We start from the raw sequence: 15,357 nt of genomic DNA on the forward strand, positions 1-15,357 counted from the left end.
GGTGCACGATCTAAACCAAAGCCAACCTCATAGGTTTAAAATTCAATTACTTAACCATAAATCATAACCTTAAAAGGCAACGACCAACTTAAAACTGAGTTTAGACACAATTAGTAAGTCCAAATTGACAGAAGAAAGTGTTGGCTATCATCAAATATATTCAATTTCATCTCCAATAAATTCAAAAAATGTCTGCTAAATAGCAACGTAATTTATTTATAGAAAAGCTAAAGGCAGGATAGCTTTTAATTAAATTTCAATTAGATAATTCAACCTTTACCTGTTTTTTATTTGTTAAAACTGTAAGATAACCGCTGCCAAAAAGTGAACAAGCCTAATGCACGTTTTTTGGAAAAAATATTTAAACCACTCATTAATACACGAGTAAGTAGAAACTATGTTTTTTTATATAACAGGGTTATGTGTACTCATTATTATTTTGTGTGCAGCTCTTTACGTCATCTATCAAAACTTGAATAGAGACCGTTTAAAGAAAGCGCGAGAATATAATGTGTTATTTGATGAAGATACAGTCGTTGATGAGTTAATCACTCAACTGATTGAGAAGAATCAACATCAAGAAAATGAAGAAAAAAAAACACAAAGTAAGCAGGACATACTTGCCACCTTTATCGATTTACATCGTTCTGGCAGTTTCTGCGCTCACCTGAGCGAGGAAGAAATCACTTACTTCGTTAAAAAGAAATTACATATGGAGAATGAAAGACATGGAAAGTCAGTCACTAGAGACTAAACCCAATTTAGCAAGTCGAATCGGACGTCGAAATATTATTTTAATCGCAGCATTTATTACGGTTATTGCTGTAATTGCTATCTTAGTGTCTCAAATGATTGCATGGAATGAAGCGGACGAAAGATTAGTTCATCAATCTGCATTTACCGGAAATTTAACGGTTATCAACCAAGCTGGTCCATACTTTAAAGCCTTTGGGACAATATCGGCCTATAACAAGGTTATCTCAATCAACTTCACCGGTGATAAAGCGGCTACTGCGAGTGCATTGGTTCCATTAATTCCTATTCGCTTTCTTGATACGACTACTGGTGATGCCAGAGGTGTAGCTCGTTTTAGACTACCAGGCAATGTGCCTGCTAATGAAACTGGGCAACTTAGAGGGTTATTGAAAATTCATGAAGAGTTTGGTTCTCAAGAGACATTGGTATCTAACCTTTTACTGCGTGCGACCACTGAAAATGTCAAAGCGTCAGCCAGAATGATGTCTGTTGAACAGCATTATTCGGGTGGTAATGGTCAGTTAAGCCAGGACTTTTCTGATCAACTAGTGAACGGGATTTTTGTTACTGAGCAAACATTTGGCTCTAACCGTAATGATAATTCGAATGAACCTAACGAGTTAAGTAAGCAGCAGCGAGTAACAATTAAAATCAAGCAAGATAATGAAGGTCATAAGTTACGTAATGCACCAATATTAGGCTCGTATGGTATTACAGTTGTAGATGCCAGCATCATTGATATTGAATACGAAAGCAAAGTGAACTCTCGACTTGAAGCGCAAAAGCAAGCTGCTGCTGACGAAGCGCTTGCAAGACAAAATCTGAAAAAAGCTGAACAACAGGCTCGCACAGAAGTTGCTTTGGGTGAGCAGGCCATTGCTAAGCAAAGAGCAGAGTCTGAAAAGCTAAAAATCAAAGAGCAAATCGATGCCGAAAGAGTTAAAGCTAATGCGATTATTTCTGCTGAGCAACGTGTAGCCGTTAAATCTCAGTTAGCGTTAGAGCAGGCTGAAATATTAAAGCAACAGCGTCTAGAAGCTATGGGGATGGATGTTCTTGCAGAGGCTCGTCAGCGCGCAAAATCTGCCGCATTGGATCCAAAATATGTATTTGATGAAACTTTGAAAGCCGAGGTTAAAATTCAAACAGCATTGTTTAATAGTCTCGGTAATAGTCGTTTAGTGCCAGAGATTGTGATTGGAGGCGGCCAAGGTGAACAAAATAATGGTTCTGAATTTATGCGTTTACTTGCCGCTGATGCCGCATTAAACCTTAAGAAACGTCTAGAAAATAAATAGCTCGTTTACGTTTTACTGGAACTAGTGAGATAATTTCTCACTAAAGTAAAATTGATTCAGGTGTAATAAAAATGCCATCCAGTGAGTACTGTGATGGCATTTTTGTCAGTATTGGTTTTAGCTGTATTTATATTTGCGAAAGAATGCAGCTACAAACTATCTTACTGTTGATAACTGAAATGTTCGCTTGTCTATCACCAAAGTATTTATAACATCCAAAGTAATTCATCAATTATCATAAGTAGCTAATTCACTTTACGGCAAGGTGCCGTTTATGAAAGTTTATCGATTTGACTCAACAGCTCGAAGTAAGAATGCTGTCGCTGCTTCAGCGTAATGCTCAATTTCACTTCGTGTCGGTGCAGCCATGCCCATTAACACCTTATTTCTATGGTTTAATAACATCCCTAGCCACAGCTCAACTGTGGTTTCAATGTCAGTGACGTTGAATCTTTGTTGGAAAAACTCAATTAATTGATATTAAGCCTGCAATTAAACGAGAAGTGAGCAATCAATAAAGTCACTTAATCGTCATTGATATTGCATGCCGGTTTAAAATACGAACCATAAAAGCCACGAAAAACCTATTATCGTTAGTCATGGCTTTACGCTTTTTCAGCCACCTGTTTTTGCGATTTTACAACTCGTGCAGATTTTACTTTCACTTGCGAATTTTTAAGTTGATACATCTTGATGTCTGCAACGTTAAACAAGTCATTAATAGAGTAATCCTTACTGTCAACGGCAACATGCCCCCAAGCAAACTCCAATTGAAACTTGTTACCTCGATAATCGACCGTACAACAATGGTGCTTTATTCGTTGAATAATTTTGTGAACAAAATCGTCAATATCACATTGCTCAGGAACAGAAAAAACCAGCACAAATTCATCACCACCAATCCTGGCAATGATATCTGCACTCTTAAGCTCTTTTGAAAGGTAACTCGAAAATGTCTTCAACATATGGTCACCTGCAAGGTGGCCAAAATTGTCATTTATCTGCTTAAAATTGTTTAAATCTAGGTAGATGAAGCACAGTGCTGAATCACAGTCACTATTGTTATCATCTAAATTTCGCAGTTTCTTTTCTAATCCATAGCGATTAGATAACTTGGTGAGATGATCTTGCTGAGATTTATCGAAAAAATGCATTCTCGACACTGTGAGAGCGGTTTGTTCAGTTATGACATCGAAGTAATTCAGCTCAGTCGGCGATAGAATGACGGTTTGTTCGCCAAAACTACCAAAAGCCATCACTCCAAGTGCTTTGCCATCAACAAATAATGGATAATTCACTACCGTTCGAAGGTTGAGTAACGGAGTAACATCTTTATTTGCCTCGGGCTCAATCAACAAATCTTCGGTATAAAAGATTTTTCGTTGGCCAAGCATCTTCTTGAAAATAGGATCATCATTGTAGTTAATGTGAGGCACTATAGTAGACATGATTTCAGCGTTAGGACCAACACCAGCCACATGATTCAGCCACCCCGTTCGTTTCGCATCGGTGATATAAATCCACACATCGGTCAATTGAAACAATGTACTGGTTTCTGTTTGTAAGAAAGCTGCCATTTCCTTGAGGGAACTGACCTTATTCAATCCTTTACTCACACGTACTAAGGAGTCAAAAAGTTCCGCATATTGCGCGTTTGTTGTCATGCTTTTTATTGGTTTCATAGCCTTCTGATACTGTTAATCAAAATAGAACATACAACAATCACTTCCATGGCCTTACTTGCTTTGAAAGCTAAACATTTATCAACCTAAACTTGAGTTAATTCAAGTCAATTAACTTGTGTATTAAACTACACCATCAAGCCTAGCTTTCATTATCCCATCCTATTTAAATTAACAAAAAACCGCTAGAAAATTATGAGTTTATTGATAAAACTTAGATTTAAATCAAACTTTTATAACTATCTAATCAAACCGTATCCATGCCAATTTACACGCGACGTTAACTCAACGCTCATGCAAAAATTAGATAATTATTGATTCAGGGTAACTCAGAAAATAACCCGATAATGCTGCTATTAATTTGATAAAATTTACCATCACAAGAATTATTGTTATTAACAGCTGCACCTTTACAAGCACTGAATAAGAGAAGTAAGTAAGCGCCCTATGACTGAAAAAGAATCTTTGCTGCAAAATCTATTAGATATATTGATAGTCCAACGCCAAACGGCACTGAGTGCAGCTGAAGATGCCCATAATGACGCCACCAATGAACAAAGCGTGGCAGAAACTCAATATGACACAATCGGTTTAGAAGCCGCTTACTTAGCACATGGACAATCTCAACGAGTCGCTGATATTGATATCATGATAAAACGCTTAACGGCGCTTCCTCTTAAAGACTTTACGGCCGAAGATGACATCAACCTTGGTGCGATAGTGACCTTAGAAGCTGGCATGAATTGCTGGCTATTGCCTGTTTGTGGCGGCATAAAACTCGACGATGGAAACATTGTCGTCATCACTCCACAATCACCTTTAGGACAGAAACTAGATGGCGCGATGGTGAATGAAAAGCTTAATGATGGTCGCTTGATCTTGGCAATTAGATAAACTTAAGTTATTCAACCTGCAATAAACATCCCGAAACTAAACGACATACCAATCATGTTACGATTATTCGACTCTGGTTTTTGAATCCGGTTTTTGAATCTGGTTTCCGACTTTGTTTTTCGAATCTGGTTTTCGAATCATTGAGCTTCATCATTTTCAAAAACTAATCTGCCATAATATGATCTCAGGCAAATTACTCATTGCTAATACTTGTTAGGATCGCCGCAAATTTTAGTGGGTAATAAACATGCAATTAGATTTAAATGGTATGACGCCAAAACAATTTCTCGAACAGTACTGGCAAAAAAAGCCACTGGTGATCCGTCAAGGTTTTAAACACTTTGAAGATTTGCTATCACCAGAAGAAATGGCAGGGCTGGCTTGTGAAGATGTGGTTGAGTCTCGCCGTGTATTTAAGAAAAATGATCAATGGCAGGCTGAATTTGGCCCATTTGAATCTTATGAAGAACTGGGTGAAACAGACTGGACCTTAATCGTTCAAGCCCTAAATAACTGGGTGCCTGAAGCTGAAGAACTGCTTAAATGTTTTGATTTTATTCCGCGCTGGCGTTTAGATGACGTGATGGTGAGCTATGCCACACCTGGCGGTGGAGTGGGTCCACACATTGATCTATATGACGTATTCATTTGCCAAGGTTCTGGCCGACGACGCTGGAGAGTTGGCGATCTTGGTCCACACAAAGAATTCTCTGCACACCCAGCACTACTGCACACCGAAGCATTCGATCCGATTATTGATGTTGAGTTGCTTCCAGGCGATATCCTATATCTACCACCAGGCTACCCTCATGACGGTGTGACACTTGAACCATCAATGAGCTTTTCTGTGGGTTATCGAACTGCCTCAGCTAAAGACATGGTTAGCGCAATGGCAGATCACATCATCGACAAAGACTTATGTAACGATCAAATAGCCGATCCTGATCGCGTTATCAGTGAACATTCTGGCATAGTGAATAACAGCGATCTTGAACGTATTAAGCAACAACTGCTTGCTACCCTTGATGACACATTAGTCAGTGAATTTAGTGGTCGTTACCTAACACAATCTAAATGTGAGCTAGATTTACCAGAAGAAAGTTTAGGGTTTCAAACCCTAGATGTCACAGAGCAACTTAAACTACAACCTTTAGTAAAGCTTGGCGGCCTGCGCACGCTGTACTTTGAAACCAGCGTTGCTGACGGTGTGCTGTATATCAATGGCGAGCAACTTCAATTATCAGCAGATAAAGAAGCCTTAATTGCACTGCTATGTGATACCCAAGAGTTAACCGCACAAGACTTAAGCCCATGGCTAAATGATGATGAAGTGGTTGCGCAATTAACCCACTGGGTTAACGCAGGCTATTGGTATTTCGACGAAATCGAATAAAACTTGCTTAAGAGTGTCGCAATGAATATTGCGGCACTATAAAAAATGCGTCACGATGAATATCGTAAAACCATGAATTAATACTTAGCTAAATAATCACAGCCCCTACTTCTGCATCAACAGCAATCGCTGGCAGAGTTTGACAAAATCCGATGAAGTCACAATCCCCAGTACCTTATTTTCCTCATCAACCACCGGTAAACAACCTAGTTTATTATCAATAAAATACTGCACGACAACGGTCAGAGGTTCATCTAAACCTAACTTTTGCGCCTCGGTTTCCATGATATCTGCGATGGGCGTATAACGCTCTTTTCTATCGAGTGCGCCTTGACCGTACTTGTTCAAGGTATTTAACACACTTGCTATCATCTTTTTGTGTGTCAGTAAGCCGATGAACTCTCCTGTTGTTTCACTGATAACAGGTAAATGACGCACATTACGACTTTGCATCAATAAGTGGGCATCCTTTAAGCTAGCCTGATGACTAATACAAACAGGGTTGGGTGTCATAATGTCGCTTACTTTCATCGCTTTACTCCTTAAGCTGTGACTTAATAAAGATTAATCAAAATAGGCAGAAATAGCTAGATGAAGCACTTAGTCGCTCATTTAATATTTAACGAATTAAATAGAAAGCGGACTTTTGTAGGAAATAATCAGATAAAAATATGAAGCCGAGTATAAGGAGAATGCAAACAGCTTAGAGATAAACACCAGTGATCTAGTTAACAGATTAAATCGCTGATGATGACAAGGCATAGGTTGATTTTGTAACTGTGAATTGAGTCAGATTCATTGAAAAAAAATGGTGATAAGCTCATGCCATAATATTTTATGGAACTGATATGTTTACCCTTTTTCGGCAACGGACAATATATGTTTTTACCATTCTGACGCTGTTCAGCCAGTTGGTATTTGCGAATACGAATTTTATGATGCCAAAGGTAGGCAATCTCGCTCACTCTGACAATGTAATCAGTTCTGAAACCAATGGCATCCATGACAGACAGCTGGCACCGACTTTATTAACAGCCTGCAGTTCTGCAAACCATCTACATGAAACTCTATCCAATAATAAAGCCCATCATTGTGATGGTTTAACCCCCTGCTCATCGGATTGTGATAACTGCTTTTATATCAGTATTGCTGACACTCTGTTGATGCATGAACCTTGGCAAATTTCTCATCATCCAGATAATAAAATTGTCAGCCTTACCCCCTACTTTCAATCAATATTGCCAACGCAGCACCTAAGACCTCCCATTGCTTAACCTTAACAGTAGCAACAATTAGTCACTTTATTTATAAATCACGGACACTGACATCATTCAGAACAACGAGTCCGAATCTTTAATGGGAATAAGCAATGAAAAACATAATTTATATCGTCCTAAGTCTCTTTTTAATCAGCTCGACGGTACAATTGGCCACTGCGGCACATCATAATGTTGCCGAGCAGCAACAGTCACATGCTTGCCCAATGCATCCAGAAGTAACAGGTCAGAATGGCGATACTTGCCCTAAATGCGGCATGAATTTAGAACATGCTCACCAAGCAGATGGCGACCACTGCCCAAATAAAGGCAAGTGTGAAAAATGTGCTAACAAAGCCAAATGTGACAATTGCAAAGGGTGCAAAGGTGAAGGAAAGTGCGACACATGTGAAAAATGCGCTAACAAAGCCAAGTGTGACAATTGCAAAGGGTGCAAAGGTGAAGGAAAGTGCGATAAATGTGCTAACAAAGCCAAATGCGAAAACTGTAAAGGGTGCAAAGGTGAAGGCAAGTGCGATAAATGTGCTAACAAAGCCAAATGCGAAAACTGTAAAGGTGAAGGCAAGTGCAACAAGTGTGCTAACAAAGCCAAATGCGAAAACTGTAAAGGGTGCAAAGGTGAAGGAAAATGCGACAAGTGCGCTAACCAAGCCAAATGCGAAAACTGTAAAGGTGAAGGCAAATGCGACAAGTGTGCTAACAAAGCCAAATACGAAAACTGCAAAGGGTGCAAAGGGTGCGCTAAAAAAGGCGACCACGCACATAAAAACTATTCACATAAAGAGCATGCTAGCGCCAAGCATACACACGCTTGCCCTATGAACGCTGATATTACAGGTATTGCTGGCGATACATGTCCAAATTGCGGCATGGATTTAATGCCAATAGCTACTAGCTCAAGCGCCCAGTCACACGATTAAGAAACAAGAGTAAGATACAAGAGGAAAAACAAGAGTAAGAAGCCGCACTTTCGAAAATTCTGCTCTACAAAAACCACGTTTTAGCATGCTAAAGCGTGGTTTAATATTTGATATGATTAGCACTACCTATAATAAGCTTGATAACAAACATCTGCAATTCAAACGAATCTCAACGATTATCAGTTGCTATTTATTTGTTCAATGCAAACTGTCAGACTGATTTTGATAATCAAACTTTGGCATCGACCATTGATATCGAATAGCCAACATTCTAAAACTAAAACCAAAAGTCACAGCAACAGTCAGGCTTATCCATTCAACAACCCCAGTAAACTTCATTACCACGTACAAGGTTGCCGTTAATAAAGCGACGATTGCGTATAGTTCTTTCTTAAAAATAAGCGGCACTTGATTACATAAAATATCTCGAATAACGCCGCCGAAAACACCTGTCACAACGCCCATTACAATCGCTATTTCTGCGCTATATCCAAGCATTAAAGTTTTCTGTGCACCTACAATTGAGAATACAGCGAGACCAATAGCATCAATTGCCAAAAACAATCTTGCTAAGTAGCGCATTAGCGGCGCTATCATCACAGTAAGTAATGAGGCACCTGCGATGGCCAACAAATAGTGTACATTTTCAATCCATATAATTGGGTAGTTACCGAGCAACATATCCCGTAAGGAGCCACCACCTATTGCCGTTACGCAGCCAATAATCACCACACCAAACAGATCCATTTGTTTTTTACCGGCGGCTAACGCGCCAGTCATCGCCTCTGCTAATATGCCTATGAGCCATAAAGCACTGATAACTTTAACTTCTAACATAAAATGTACTGACTAATAAAAAGAGAGCGGATTTTGCGCCTATTCATGTAAAAAATACAGATACAAAAATTGTTTTTTCACATTATTTTTTTTAATGCATAAAAATAATAAAAATTAATATTTCATATAAATGCTTAAGTAAAACAGATTGAACTTACAGATTTAGTAATAGTAATAATCAACAATGCACAATAAAACAACCTTAACCCCAATAACACCTATAAGCACTTATTATGACTCCTGCAACTTGGCAATTTCCGATTGAACTAACAAATACGCCCGCCAATAATTAAACATGCCACCTAACAGAAACAAGCAGCTACCAATCATGTACTGCCAAGCAAGAAAGTTAAGAATAAGTAAGTGATCATTAGGCGACTCGAACGCCCATAAATACGGCACTGATGCCATGCCATAAAGCACTGACCCGACGATGAAACATATGGAGGTTAAATTCATCAATTGCAGTAATTTCACAGAGTCAGCTTTGATAATCAAAAAGATGTTCGCCGCTGCTCCAACAATAAACAGTGTACTGCCAATAATGAATAACCAAGTACTGACAAGCGCCCAGTCAACTTGAGGAAAGCTGGTTATGCGGCCAAATACAAAACATAGTGTACCGAGCAAATAAGTCGCCCCCGCAAAGTACTCTAAAACCTCATCTGTTTTATGAGTACTATGGTCTTTCCAGTAACGTCGGATTTCGGCCATATCATGCACATTCACCACTAAATATGTTAACGAGGCAGCAAGGAATATCCAACCACCGATATAGGCATATTCAGCTCTACTCGGGAAAAAGAAAAAACTACCTATAACAAACAGCACACCACCCAACTTATAAGCAATAGCATTGATGGTTTCCCAGCGAAATTGTGCTCTCAGCGCTTTTTTATCTGCGGTAAGGTTTAAAATGCGGCGTCTATTTGAAAAAGCGTGTGGCATAAATAGCGTTTTCCTGTCGGTGTATTTGATAAATATGGTCGGTAAGTGATGGCTGCAATTAAATCTGACTGTCACAAAGCATGTTAACTAACAAACCTCAATCAAACGAATCACTTATGTAGGAGCGCACCCTACAAATAATCATTCCAGAAACCGTTAAAATATTCACAAGTAAAACTAACCGTTCGCCTAATTTTGCTGTTTCTAAATAAGCTAACGTAAGCTTGCTACGCTCAGAAACAACCTCCAACTAATGCACAAATCATCCTTATAAACTTAATCATCGCCATGTAACTAACATGAGGAGTTGTTAAAAATCGTGCTAAAATAAACTAGCCAAATTAATGAAACAACAAGGAATGACGATGGATTTCGATACAATTAATGGCGCGCTAGACAATATCATTGCGATATTAGATACACCCGTTTTTACCATCCAACAAAAAGCCATCAGTGTTGGCGATATTCTGTTTATTCCCTTTTTACTCCTGATAAGTTATTTCGTTCTTAAAGCGATCATTAAATTATTAACCAGTCGTATGACTAAAAAAGGAATGAAACCTGATGTAGTGCACTTGGTTAGCCGCATTACCTATATTCTCGGTATTGTCACCATGTTAGCCATAACATTGGAACTGATTAATATCCCCATCACGGCTTTTGCATTTCTCTCTGGCGCTGTTGCAATTGGTGTCGGTTTTGGCGCTCAGAACATCATTAACAACTTTATTAGTGGCTGGATTTTAATGTGGGAACGTCCAATTAAAATTGGAGATTTTTTAGAGGTTGATGGCGTTAAAGGGAATGTAGAAGCCATTAATACTCGATCAACTCGAATTCGCCGTACTGATGGCGTGCATTTATTAATTCCTAACAGTAAATTACTTGAAAATACTGTTATCAACTGGACCTTAATGGATACTAAAACACGCACCACTATCAGTGTTGGCGTGGCATATGGCTCGCCTTGTCGTAAAGTGGCACAATTAATCGAACAAGCTGTTTCAGAGCAAGAGTCCATATTAACAACCCCTGCTCCTACCGTAATCTTCAATGACTTTGGTGACAACGCCTTAGCTTTTGTCGTCTATTTTTGGATGGAAGCAAAAATGGAAGGCCAACTGCGACAAACCAGTAGTGAGATACGCTTTCGAATTGACGAATTATTTGAACAGAACAAGATTGTAATTGCTTTCCCACAGCGAGATATTCATCTAGATGGAGCACTAACCATCTCCCACACCAAAGAAGATTAATTCAACAATTTCGATGTAGATGAGATGATAATTTATTCGCGCATAAGACAGACTTTTTAGTCTGGATAACAGCAGTTTCTGCCATTTTCCTTAGCAAAATATAAATGTTGATCGGCCATGGCATATAACTGATCAACTTGCATGCTAGTACCTGTCCACTCTGAAAGACCAATACTGATGGTGATGTGTATAGCCGTATTGTTATATTCAAAAGTGGATGTTTCGACCATAGCGCGAACTCTTTCAGCTAAAACTTTGGCATCATTCATTGAAGTATTATTCAGTAAAATGGCGAACTCCTCGCCACCGATGCGGGCAAAAATATCACTTTCCCTCATGAGTTGATTTACATTTTTTGCCAAATTAACTAAGACATAATCTCCAGTTTGGTGCCCATGCGTATCATTAACTTTCTTAAAATAATCAATATCAAACATCAGCATCGACACTTTTCTTCTATCTCTAAGCGCCATCATAAGAACCTTTTTCGAGGTTTCAAAAAAATAACGTCTGTTATAAGCATTAGTTAAATTATCAACAATAGAGAGTTTCCTGAATTCCTCAGCACTTTTCTCTATTTCTTCATGAGCTTCAATACTTGATAAACGACTATGATACATCGATTTAGACAGTAAGATTGTTGCAGGAATATAAATTACCGCGAATACCACCATGGCAATATGCTGATGCTCGCCATAATAAAACATGATAAAAACTTGAGGAATGATCATCGCAAAAAAGAATACTAAATAAGCCTTATAAAGCGATGTCATAGATAATGTCGCAGCAGTAATGATGCCTATCGCTACCACAAAACTAACCAGCTCAAATGGTTGAGGTGCGAAAATAATAATCAGTACAGACGAAACCATCCAAGTGAAAGCTTGAAATAGATTAAGGCCTATAAATACCATCTCTTGTTGGGTCAAGCCCTTAGCATTGTCGTCACCCAAATGCCGTTTAAACATCTTTATATTGAGGTATCGAGCTACCGCGAGAAGTAACTGCAATGAAAACCAAGCCAATAAAATAGTGATTGGAATAAATGAGATGAATATAGAAATATAAGCAATAGAGACGATAAGCATCGCTATCATCGCTCTGGGAGTTTGCTCAACAACAACTTCAATTAATTTAGGGTGAACGACAGACATCTTGACTCCAGTTAACGGTACCTATTTAGAATAGACTATTAACTGCACTTATTAGTTTGAATAAGTAAGTAAAGTGAGGAATTAGCTGTTTATTTTCACTTAATCTAGTCACCAAGTTGATATCGAAATCTAAGCCAAGCAGATATCGAATACCAAGCCACACTCAAAAAGAAAAGCATGCCAAACTAAAATCAAAACCAAGCCTAAACGGTTGCTTAATTCCAGACTTTTAGCATGCTAAATACCGTTTAATTGAGCCTAAAGGCAAAACTCTCACTTGAAGTAAATACAGCATATTTACCATTTAAAGCCGCACTATTATGCCGCTACTGAGATTCATGTAAGTGCGACTTAATACAATAAACATTTTACCGAACACATTACGCCCTCAACGATTACCTCACCTTCGCCATAATTCACGCTTTACTTAGCATTATTACTCACCAATACTTTATATCCATAAGCAGGAATTGTTATCTCAGTTTTAGGTGTGATATTCACTATTTGCTGTGTGAAGTATTCAGTGTATTTTCCTAATTGAATCGTTTCATTAAACTCAGTTGTTTGAGGTTTATCAGAAAAGTTGATCACCACAAACACCTTGTCTTGTTGCTTTTGGCGGGCAAAAGAGAAAATAGCTTTAGGGGTTGAGTTAGGCACAGGAATCATTTTCCCACCCCAGCTACCATTCCAAAGCGCTTGATTTTTATGTTTTAAAGCAAATAACTGCTGGTATAAATCGCCAATAGGATGCGGTTTCCACTCGATTTCATCTTTACCAAAAAACGATAACACTTTGTCTAGGCCTGCCTCTTGGCCACTATAAAGTAATGGCATTCCCTCAGCGGTTGCAGTTAATACTATGCTGGCATTTAAATACGGCCCAAAGCGCTCAAACATGGTTTTTTCCCACGAATTTTTATCATGGTTATCAACAAAGTTCATCTTAATGGCATTATCTGGCCATGCGCTCAGAGCATGTGCAAAGTGCGAATAAACACCTTGTGCATCTGTGTGCCCTTCATTTACGTCCACTAAAGTGTCGTGTAACGCCCATGCATAACTCATATCAAACGCGTTTTTGTGTAAATCACGAGCATCCCACTCAGCTAGCATAAATACTGGTTTAATGGCGTCTAACTCTTTACGAGCATGATCCCAAAAATCTGTAGGAATAAAACCCGCTACATCAGCACGATAACCATCAATATCAGCTTCCAGTACCCAATACTTTAACGCCTCGGTCATGTACTTACGTAATTCGGGATTATTGTAATCAAAATCAATAATGTCAGACCAATCCCACCATGGAGTAGGCTGAAAATTACCATTATGGTCTTTGGTATACCAATGAGGGTGTGTTTCAGTGAGCGGGTTATCCCACGCGCTGTGATTAGCCACCCAATCAAGAATGACATACATATTCATATCATGAGCCTGTTTGACTAATGACTTTAAATCATCAAGCGTGCCAAACTCAGGATTCACGGCTTTGTAGTCTTTCACCGCGTAATAACTGCCCTTATCACCTTTGCGGTTTTTTTCGCCTATTGGGTGAATTGGCATTAGCCAAATAATATCAACACCTAACTTTTTCAACCTTGGCAGATGCTCTGCAAACGCATTGAAAGTTCCTTCTTTAGTATATTGGCGCACATTTACTTCATAAATGGTGGCACTTTTTGACCACTCTGGGTGCTTAACTTCTACATAGGGTTTCGGCTGATATGGATCACTAGCCCAAGTGCTACCTGAAATTAGTAACATGCCTAAGCCTATAGTTATTTGTATAAATACTTTCACGTTAATGCCTTATATCGTTATATGTGCAGATATTTTGGCGTTTTACTTGTAATAGAAAAACCGGCTATGACCTAAAATATTGTTTCCATATAGAAACAACACTTGCATTTGTTCAACAATTTGATAGTAATGACGCTGCGAATGGCAAACATTAACCAATAACTTCATGGTAAAGAATTATGCAGCTTGAACGATTACGATTATTTGCAGAGTTGGTCAACAAAGGCAGCTTTACCCAGGCAGCAGAATACTTAGGCATATCAAAAGCGCATTTATCTAAACAACTAAAATTATTAGAGAATGAACTCGGTACTCAACTATTAATCCGTAATACTAGATCGATGCGATTAACATCTGCTGGTGCAAACCTCTATACGCAAGCAAATAAACTGACAAGCTTTTGGCATGACAGTAAACAATTACTAGATATTTCAGAAAGTTTATTAGCTGGAGAGGTCAAGTTCACGGCGCCAACAGGTTTATTGAAATATGACTTACTACCATTAATTAGTGAATTATCAGAACAGCAGCCTGACATCAATATTACTGCCGAAACGGGTAATGAAACGTTAAATCTAGTCACTACACCTTATGACTTTGCAATAAGGATAACCAATACCCCGCCAGAGGAAGTCGTAGCACGAAAATTGACACAGTTTGAATATACTTGCTGTGCTACACCGCAATATTTGGTGAAATATGGCACTCCAACATCACCGAAAGAATTGCTCCAACGTAGTTGTATATCATTGTCTTATTGGAAAAATTGGCAGTTTGCTCAAAATAACCAAACCTTCGATATTAATGTTCCCGCTCGATATCAGTTTTCAAATAATGAAGTGATCAAGCAAGCTGGATTAGACTCTCTAGGTATTTGTAGGCTGCCAAGCTATATGGTTAAAGATGAACTTAAAAGTGGCCAACTCCTTGCTTTATTTCCTCAGTACGAAGCAGAAAAAAAAGACATTTACATCCTATATACTCAATCAATAAAACGTGCTGAAAGAGTTAATTTAGTGATTGAGGCTATTAAACAGCACTACATTAGTTAAACTCAATATTGGATGTACTTAATATTAGTTGTACTTAATATTAGTTGTACTTAATATTAGTTGTACTTAATATTAGTTGTACTTAAT

At 38.5% G+C, this 15,357-nt stretch carries 15 protein-coding genes and 1 pseudogene; 8 read left to right on the top strand and 8 right to left on the bottom strand.

Annotation, left to right across the window (positions count from 1 at the left end; translation table 11 throughout):
* Positions 1 to 397 precede the first annotated feature (397 nt).
* Both LMH66_RS07575 and LMH66_RS07580 read left to right on the top strand, forming a co-directional pair.
* Positions 398 to 754 carry a methanolan biosynthesis protein EpsI gene (locus tag LMH66_RS07575; RefSeq protein ID WP_229369137.1) on the top strand — a complete coding sequence of 119 codons (357 nt, stop codon included), beginning with the start codon at positions 398 to 400 and terminating at the stop codon, positions 752 to 754.
* Complete coding sequence (locus LMH66_RS07580) at positions 729 to 2,054, top strand: SPFH domain-containing protein (protein ID WP_229369138.1); 1,326 nt, start codon at positions 729 to 731, stop codon at positions 2,052 to 2,054. Before LMH66_RS07575 ends, LMH66_RS07580 begins: the two co-directional genes overlap by 26 nt.
* Before the next feature lie 282 nt (positions 2,055 to 2,336).
* On the opposite strand, the gene LMH66_RS20405 is transcribed toward LMH66_RS07580, so the two are convergent.
* The gene (locus LMH66_RS20405) at positions 2,337 to 2,459 is read right to left on the bottom strand and encodes a hypothetical protein (RefSeq protein WP_267869115.1); all 123 of its coding nucleotides are present in this window, start codon (positions 2,457 to 2,459) and stop codon (positions 2,337 to 2,339) included.
* 200 nt (positions 2,460 to 2,659) lie between these two features.
* The gene (locus tag LMH66_RS07585; protein ID WP_229369139.1) at positions 2,660 to 3,736 is read right to left on the bottom strand and encodes a sensor domain-containing diguanylate cyclase; all 1,077 of its coding nucleotides are present in this window, start codon (positions 3,734 to 3,736) and stop codon (positions 2,660 to 2,662) included.
* A 447-nt stretch (positions 3,737 to 4,183) separates the two neighbouring features.
* On the opposite strand from LMH66_RS07585, the gene LMH66_RS07590 reads away from it, so the two are divergent.
* Positions 4,184 to 4,630, top strand: coding sequence for a hypothetical protein (locus LMH66_RS07590; RefSeq protein WP_102529346.1), 447 nt, complete (start codon positions 4,184 to 4,186; stop codon positions 4,628 to 4,630).
* 247 nt (positions 4,631 to 4,877) lie between these two features.
* Complete coding sequence (locus tag LMH66_RS07595; RefSeq protein ID WP_229369140.1) at positions 4,878 to 6,023, top strand: cupin domain-containing protein; 1,146 nt, start codon at positions 4,878 to 4,880, stop codon at positions 6,021 to 6,023.
* 105 nt (positions 6,024 to 6,128) lie between these two features.
* Here LMH66_RS07595 and LMH66_RS07600 read toward each other — a convergent pair whose 3' ends face one another.
* A complete protein-coding gene (locus LMH66_RS07600) occupies positions 6,129 to 6,554 on the bottom strand; it encodes an HPP family protein (protein WP_102529348.1) in 426 nt (141 codons plus the stop codon).
* 317 nt (positions 6,555 to 6,871) lie between these two features.
* Between LMH66_RS07600 and LMH66_RS07605 the strand changes: the two genes are divergently transcribed.
* Positions 6,872 to 7,297 (top strand): hypothetical protein, encoded by a 426-nt coding sequence (locus LMH66_RS07605; protein WP_229369141.1) that lies wholly within the window; start codon positions 6,872 to 6,874, stop codon positions 7,295 to 7,297.
* Positions 7,298 to 7,563: 266 nt separating this feature from the next.
* Here the strand turns inward: LMH66_RS07605 and LMH66_RS07615 are convergent, their stop codons facing one another.
* Positions 7,564 to 8,064 carry a hypothetical protein gene (locus tag LMH66_RS07615; RefSeq protein ID WP_229369198.1) on the bottom strand — a complete coding sequence of 167 codons (501 nt, stop codon included), beginning with the start codon at positions 8,062 to 8,064 and terminating at the stop codon, positions 7,564 to 7,566.
* Positions 8,065 to 8,121: 57 nt separating this feature from the next.
* Here LMH66_RS07615 and LMH66_RS07620 point away from each other — a divergent pair.
* Positions 8,122 to 8,220: pseudogene (locus LMH66_RS07620) on the top strand (ATPase P); the annotation flags it as partial.
* Between the two features lie 198 nt (positions 8,221 to 8,418).
* Here LMH66_RS07620 and LMH66_RS07625 read toward each other — a convergent pair.
* On the bottom strand, positions 8,419 to 9,057 hold the full coding sequence (locus tag LMH66_RS07625) for a trimeric intracellular cation channel family protein (protein WP_229369142.1): 639 nt from the start codon (positions 9,055 to 9,057) through the stop codon (positions 8,419 to 8,421).
* 231 nt (positions 9,058 to 9,288) lie between these two features.
* Complete coding sequence (locus tag LMH66_RS07630; protein ID WP_102528303.1) at positions 9,289 to 10,005, bottom strand: YrhK family protein; 717 nt, start codon at positions 10,003 to 10,005, stop codon at positions 9,289 to 9,291.
* Positions 10,006 to 10,370: 365 nt separating this feature from the next.
* On the opposite strand from LMH66_RS07630, the gene LMH66_RS07635 reads away from it, so the two are divergent.
* Complete coding sequence (locus tag LMH66_RS07635; RefSeq protein WP_229369143.1) at positions 10,371 to 11,261, top strand: mechanosensitive ion channel family protein; 891 nt, start codon at positions 10,371 to 10,373, stop codon at positions 11,259 to 11,261.
* 56 nt (positions 11,262 to 11,317) lie between these two features.
* Here the strand turns inward: LMH66_RS07635 and LMH66_RS07640 are convergent, their stop codons facing one another.
* Both LMH66_RS07640 and LMH66_RS07645 read right to left on the bottom strand, forming a co-directional pair.
* Positions 11,318 to 12,415: a GGDEF domain-containing protein gene (locus tag LMH66_RS07640; protein ID WP_229369144.1), complete on the bottom strand. Its 1,098-nt coding sequence runs from the start codon at positions 12,413 to 12,415 to the stop codon at positions 11,318 to 11,320.
* A gap of 423 nt (positions 12,416 to 12,838) precedes the next feature.
* Positions 12,839 to 14,218, bottom strand: a complete 1,380-nt coding sequence (locus LMH66_RS07645; protein WP_229369145.1) for an alpha-amylase family glycosyl hydrolase — start codon at positions 14,216 to 14,218, stop codon at positions 12,839 to 12,841.
* Between the two features lie 179 nt (positions 14,219 to 14,397).
* On the opposite strand from LMH66_RS07645, the gene LMH66_RS07650 reads away from it, so the two are divergent.
* Positions 14,398 to 15,270 (top strand): LysR family transcriptional regulator, encoded by an 873-nt coding sequence (locus tag LMH66_RS07650; RefSeq protein WP_229369146.1) that lies wholly within the window; start codon positions 14,398 to 14,400, stop codon positions 15,268 to 15,270.
* The last annotated feature ends 87 nt before the right edge of the window (positions 15,271 to 15,357 follow it).

The sequence above is a fragment of the Shewanella sp. 10N.7 genome (assembly GCF_020806285.1).
GTDB classification, from domain to species: Bacteria; Pseudomonadota; Gammaproteobacteria; order Enterobacterales; family Shewanellaceae; genus Shewanella; species Shewanella electrodiphila.

What these genes read in the sequence shown, in the direction of transcription:
- LMH66_RS07575 (WP_229369137.1), top strand. Translation starts at nt 398, where the DNA reads ATGTTTTTTTATATAACAGGGTTATGTGTACTCATTATTATTTTGTGT.
- LMH66_RS07580 (WP_229369138.1), top strand. Translation starts at nt 729, where the DNA reads ATGGAAAGTCAGTCACTAGAGACTAAACCCAATTTAGCAAGTCGAATC.
- LMH66_RS20405 (WP_267869115.1), bottom strand. Translation starts at nt 2,459, where the DNA reads ATGTTATTAAACCATAGAAATAAGGTGTTAATGGGCATGGCTGCACCG.
- LMH66_RS07585 (WP_229369139.1), bottom strand. Translation starts at nt 3,736, where the DNA reads ATGAAACCAATAAAAAGCATGACAACAAACGCGCAATATGCGGAACTT.
- LMH66_RS07590 (WP_102529346.1), top strand. Translation starts at nt 4,184, where the DNA reads ATGACTGAAAAAGAATCTTTGCTGCAAAATCTATTAGATATATTGATA.
- LMH66_RS07595 (WP_229369140.1), top strand. Translation starts at nt 4,878, where the DNA reads ATGCAATTAGATTTAAATGGTATGACGCCAAAACAATTTCTCGAACAG.
- LMH66_RS07600 (WP_102529348.1), bottom strand. Translation starts at nt 6,554, where the DNA reads ATGAAAGTAAGCGACATTATGACACCCAACCCTGTTTGTATTAGTCAT.
- LMH66_RS07605 (WP_229369141.1), top strand. Translation starts at nt 6,872, where the DNA reads ATGTTTACCCTTTTTCGGCAACGGACAATATATGTTTTTACCATTCTG.
- LMH66_RS07615 (WP_229369198.1), bottom strand. Translation starts at nt 8,064, where the DNA reads ATGTGCGTGGTCGCCTTTTTTAGCGCACCCTTTGCACCCTTTGCAGTT.
- LMH66_RS07625 (WP_229369142.1), bottom strand. Translation starts at nt 9,057, where the DNA reads ATGTTAGAAGTTAAAGTTATCAGTGCTTTATGGCTCATAGGCATATTA.
- LMH66_RS07630 (WP_102528303.1), bottom strand. Translation starts at nt 10,005, where the DNA reads ATGCCACACGCTTTTTCAAATAGACGCCGCATTTTAAACCTTACCGCA.
- LMH66_RS07635 (WP_229369143.1), top strand. Translation starts at nt 10,371, where the DNA reads ATGGATTTCGATACAATTAATGGCGCGCTAGACAATATCATTGCGATA.
- LMH66_RS07640 (WP_229369144.1), bottom strand. Translation starts at nt 12,415, where the DNA reads ATGTCTGTCGTTCACCCTAAATTAATTGAAGTTGTTGTTGAGCAAACT.
- LMH66_RS07650 (WP_229369146.1), top strand. Translation starts at nt 14,398, where the DNA reads ATGCAGCTTGAACGATTACGATTATTTGCAGAGTTGGTCAACAAAGGC.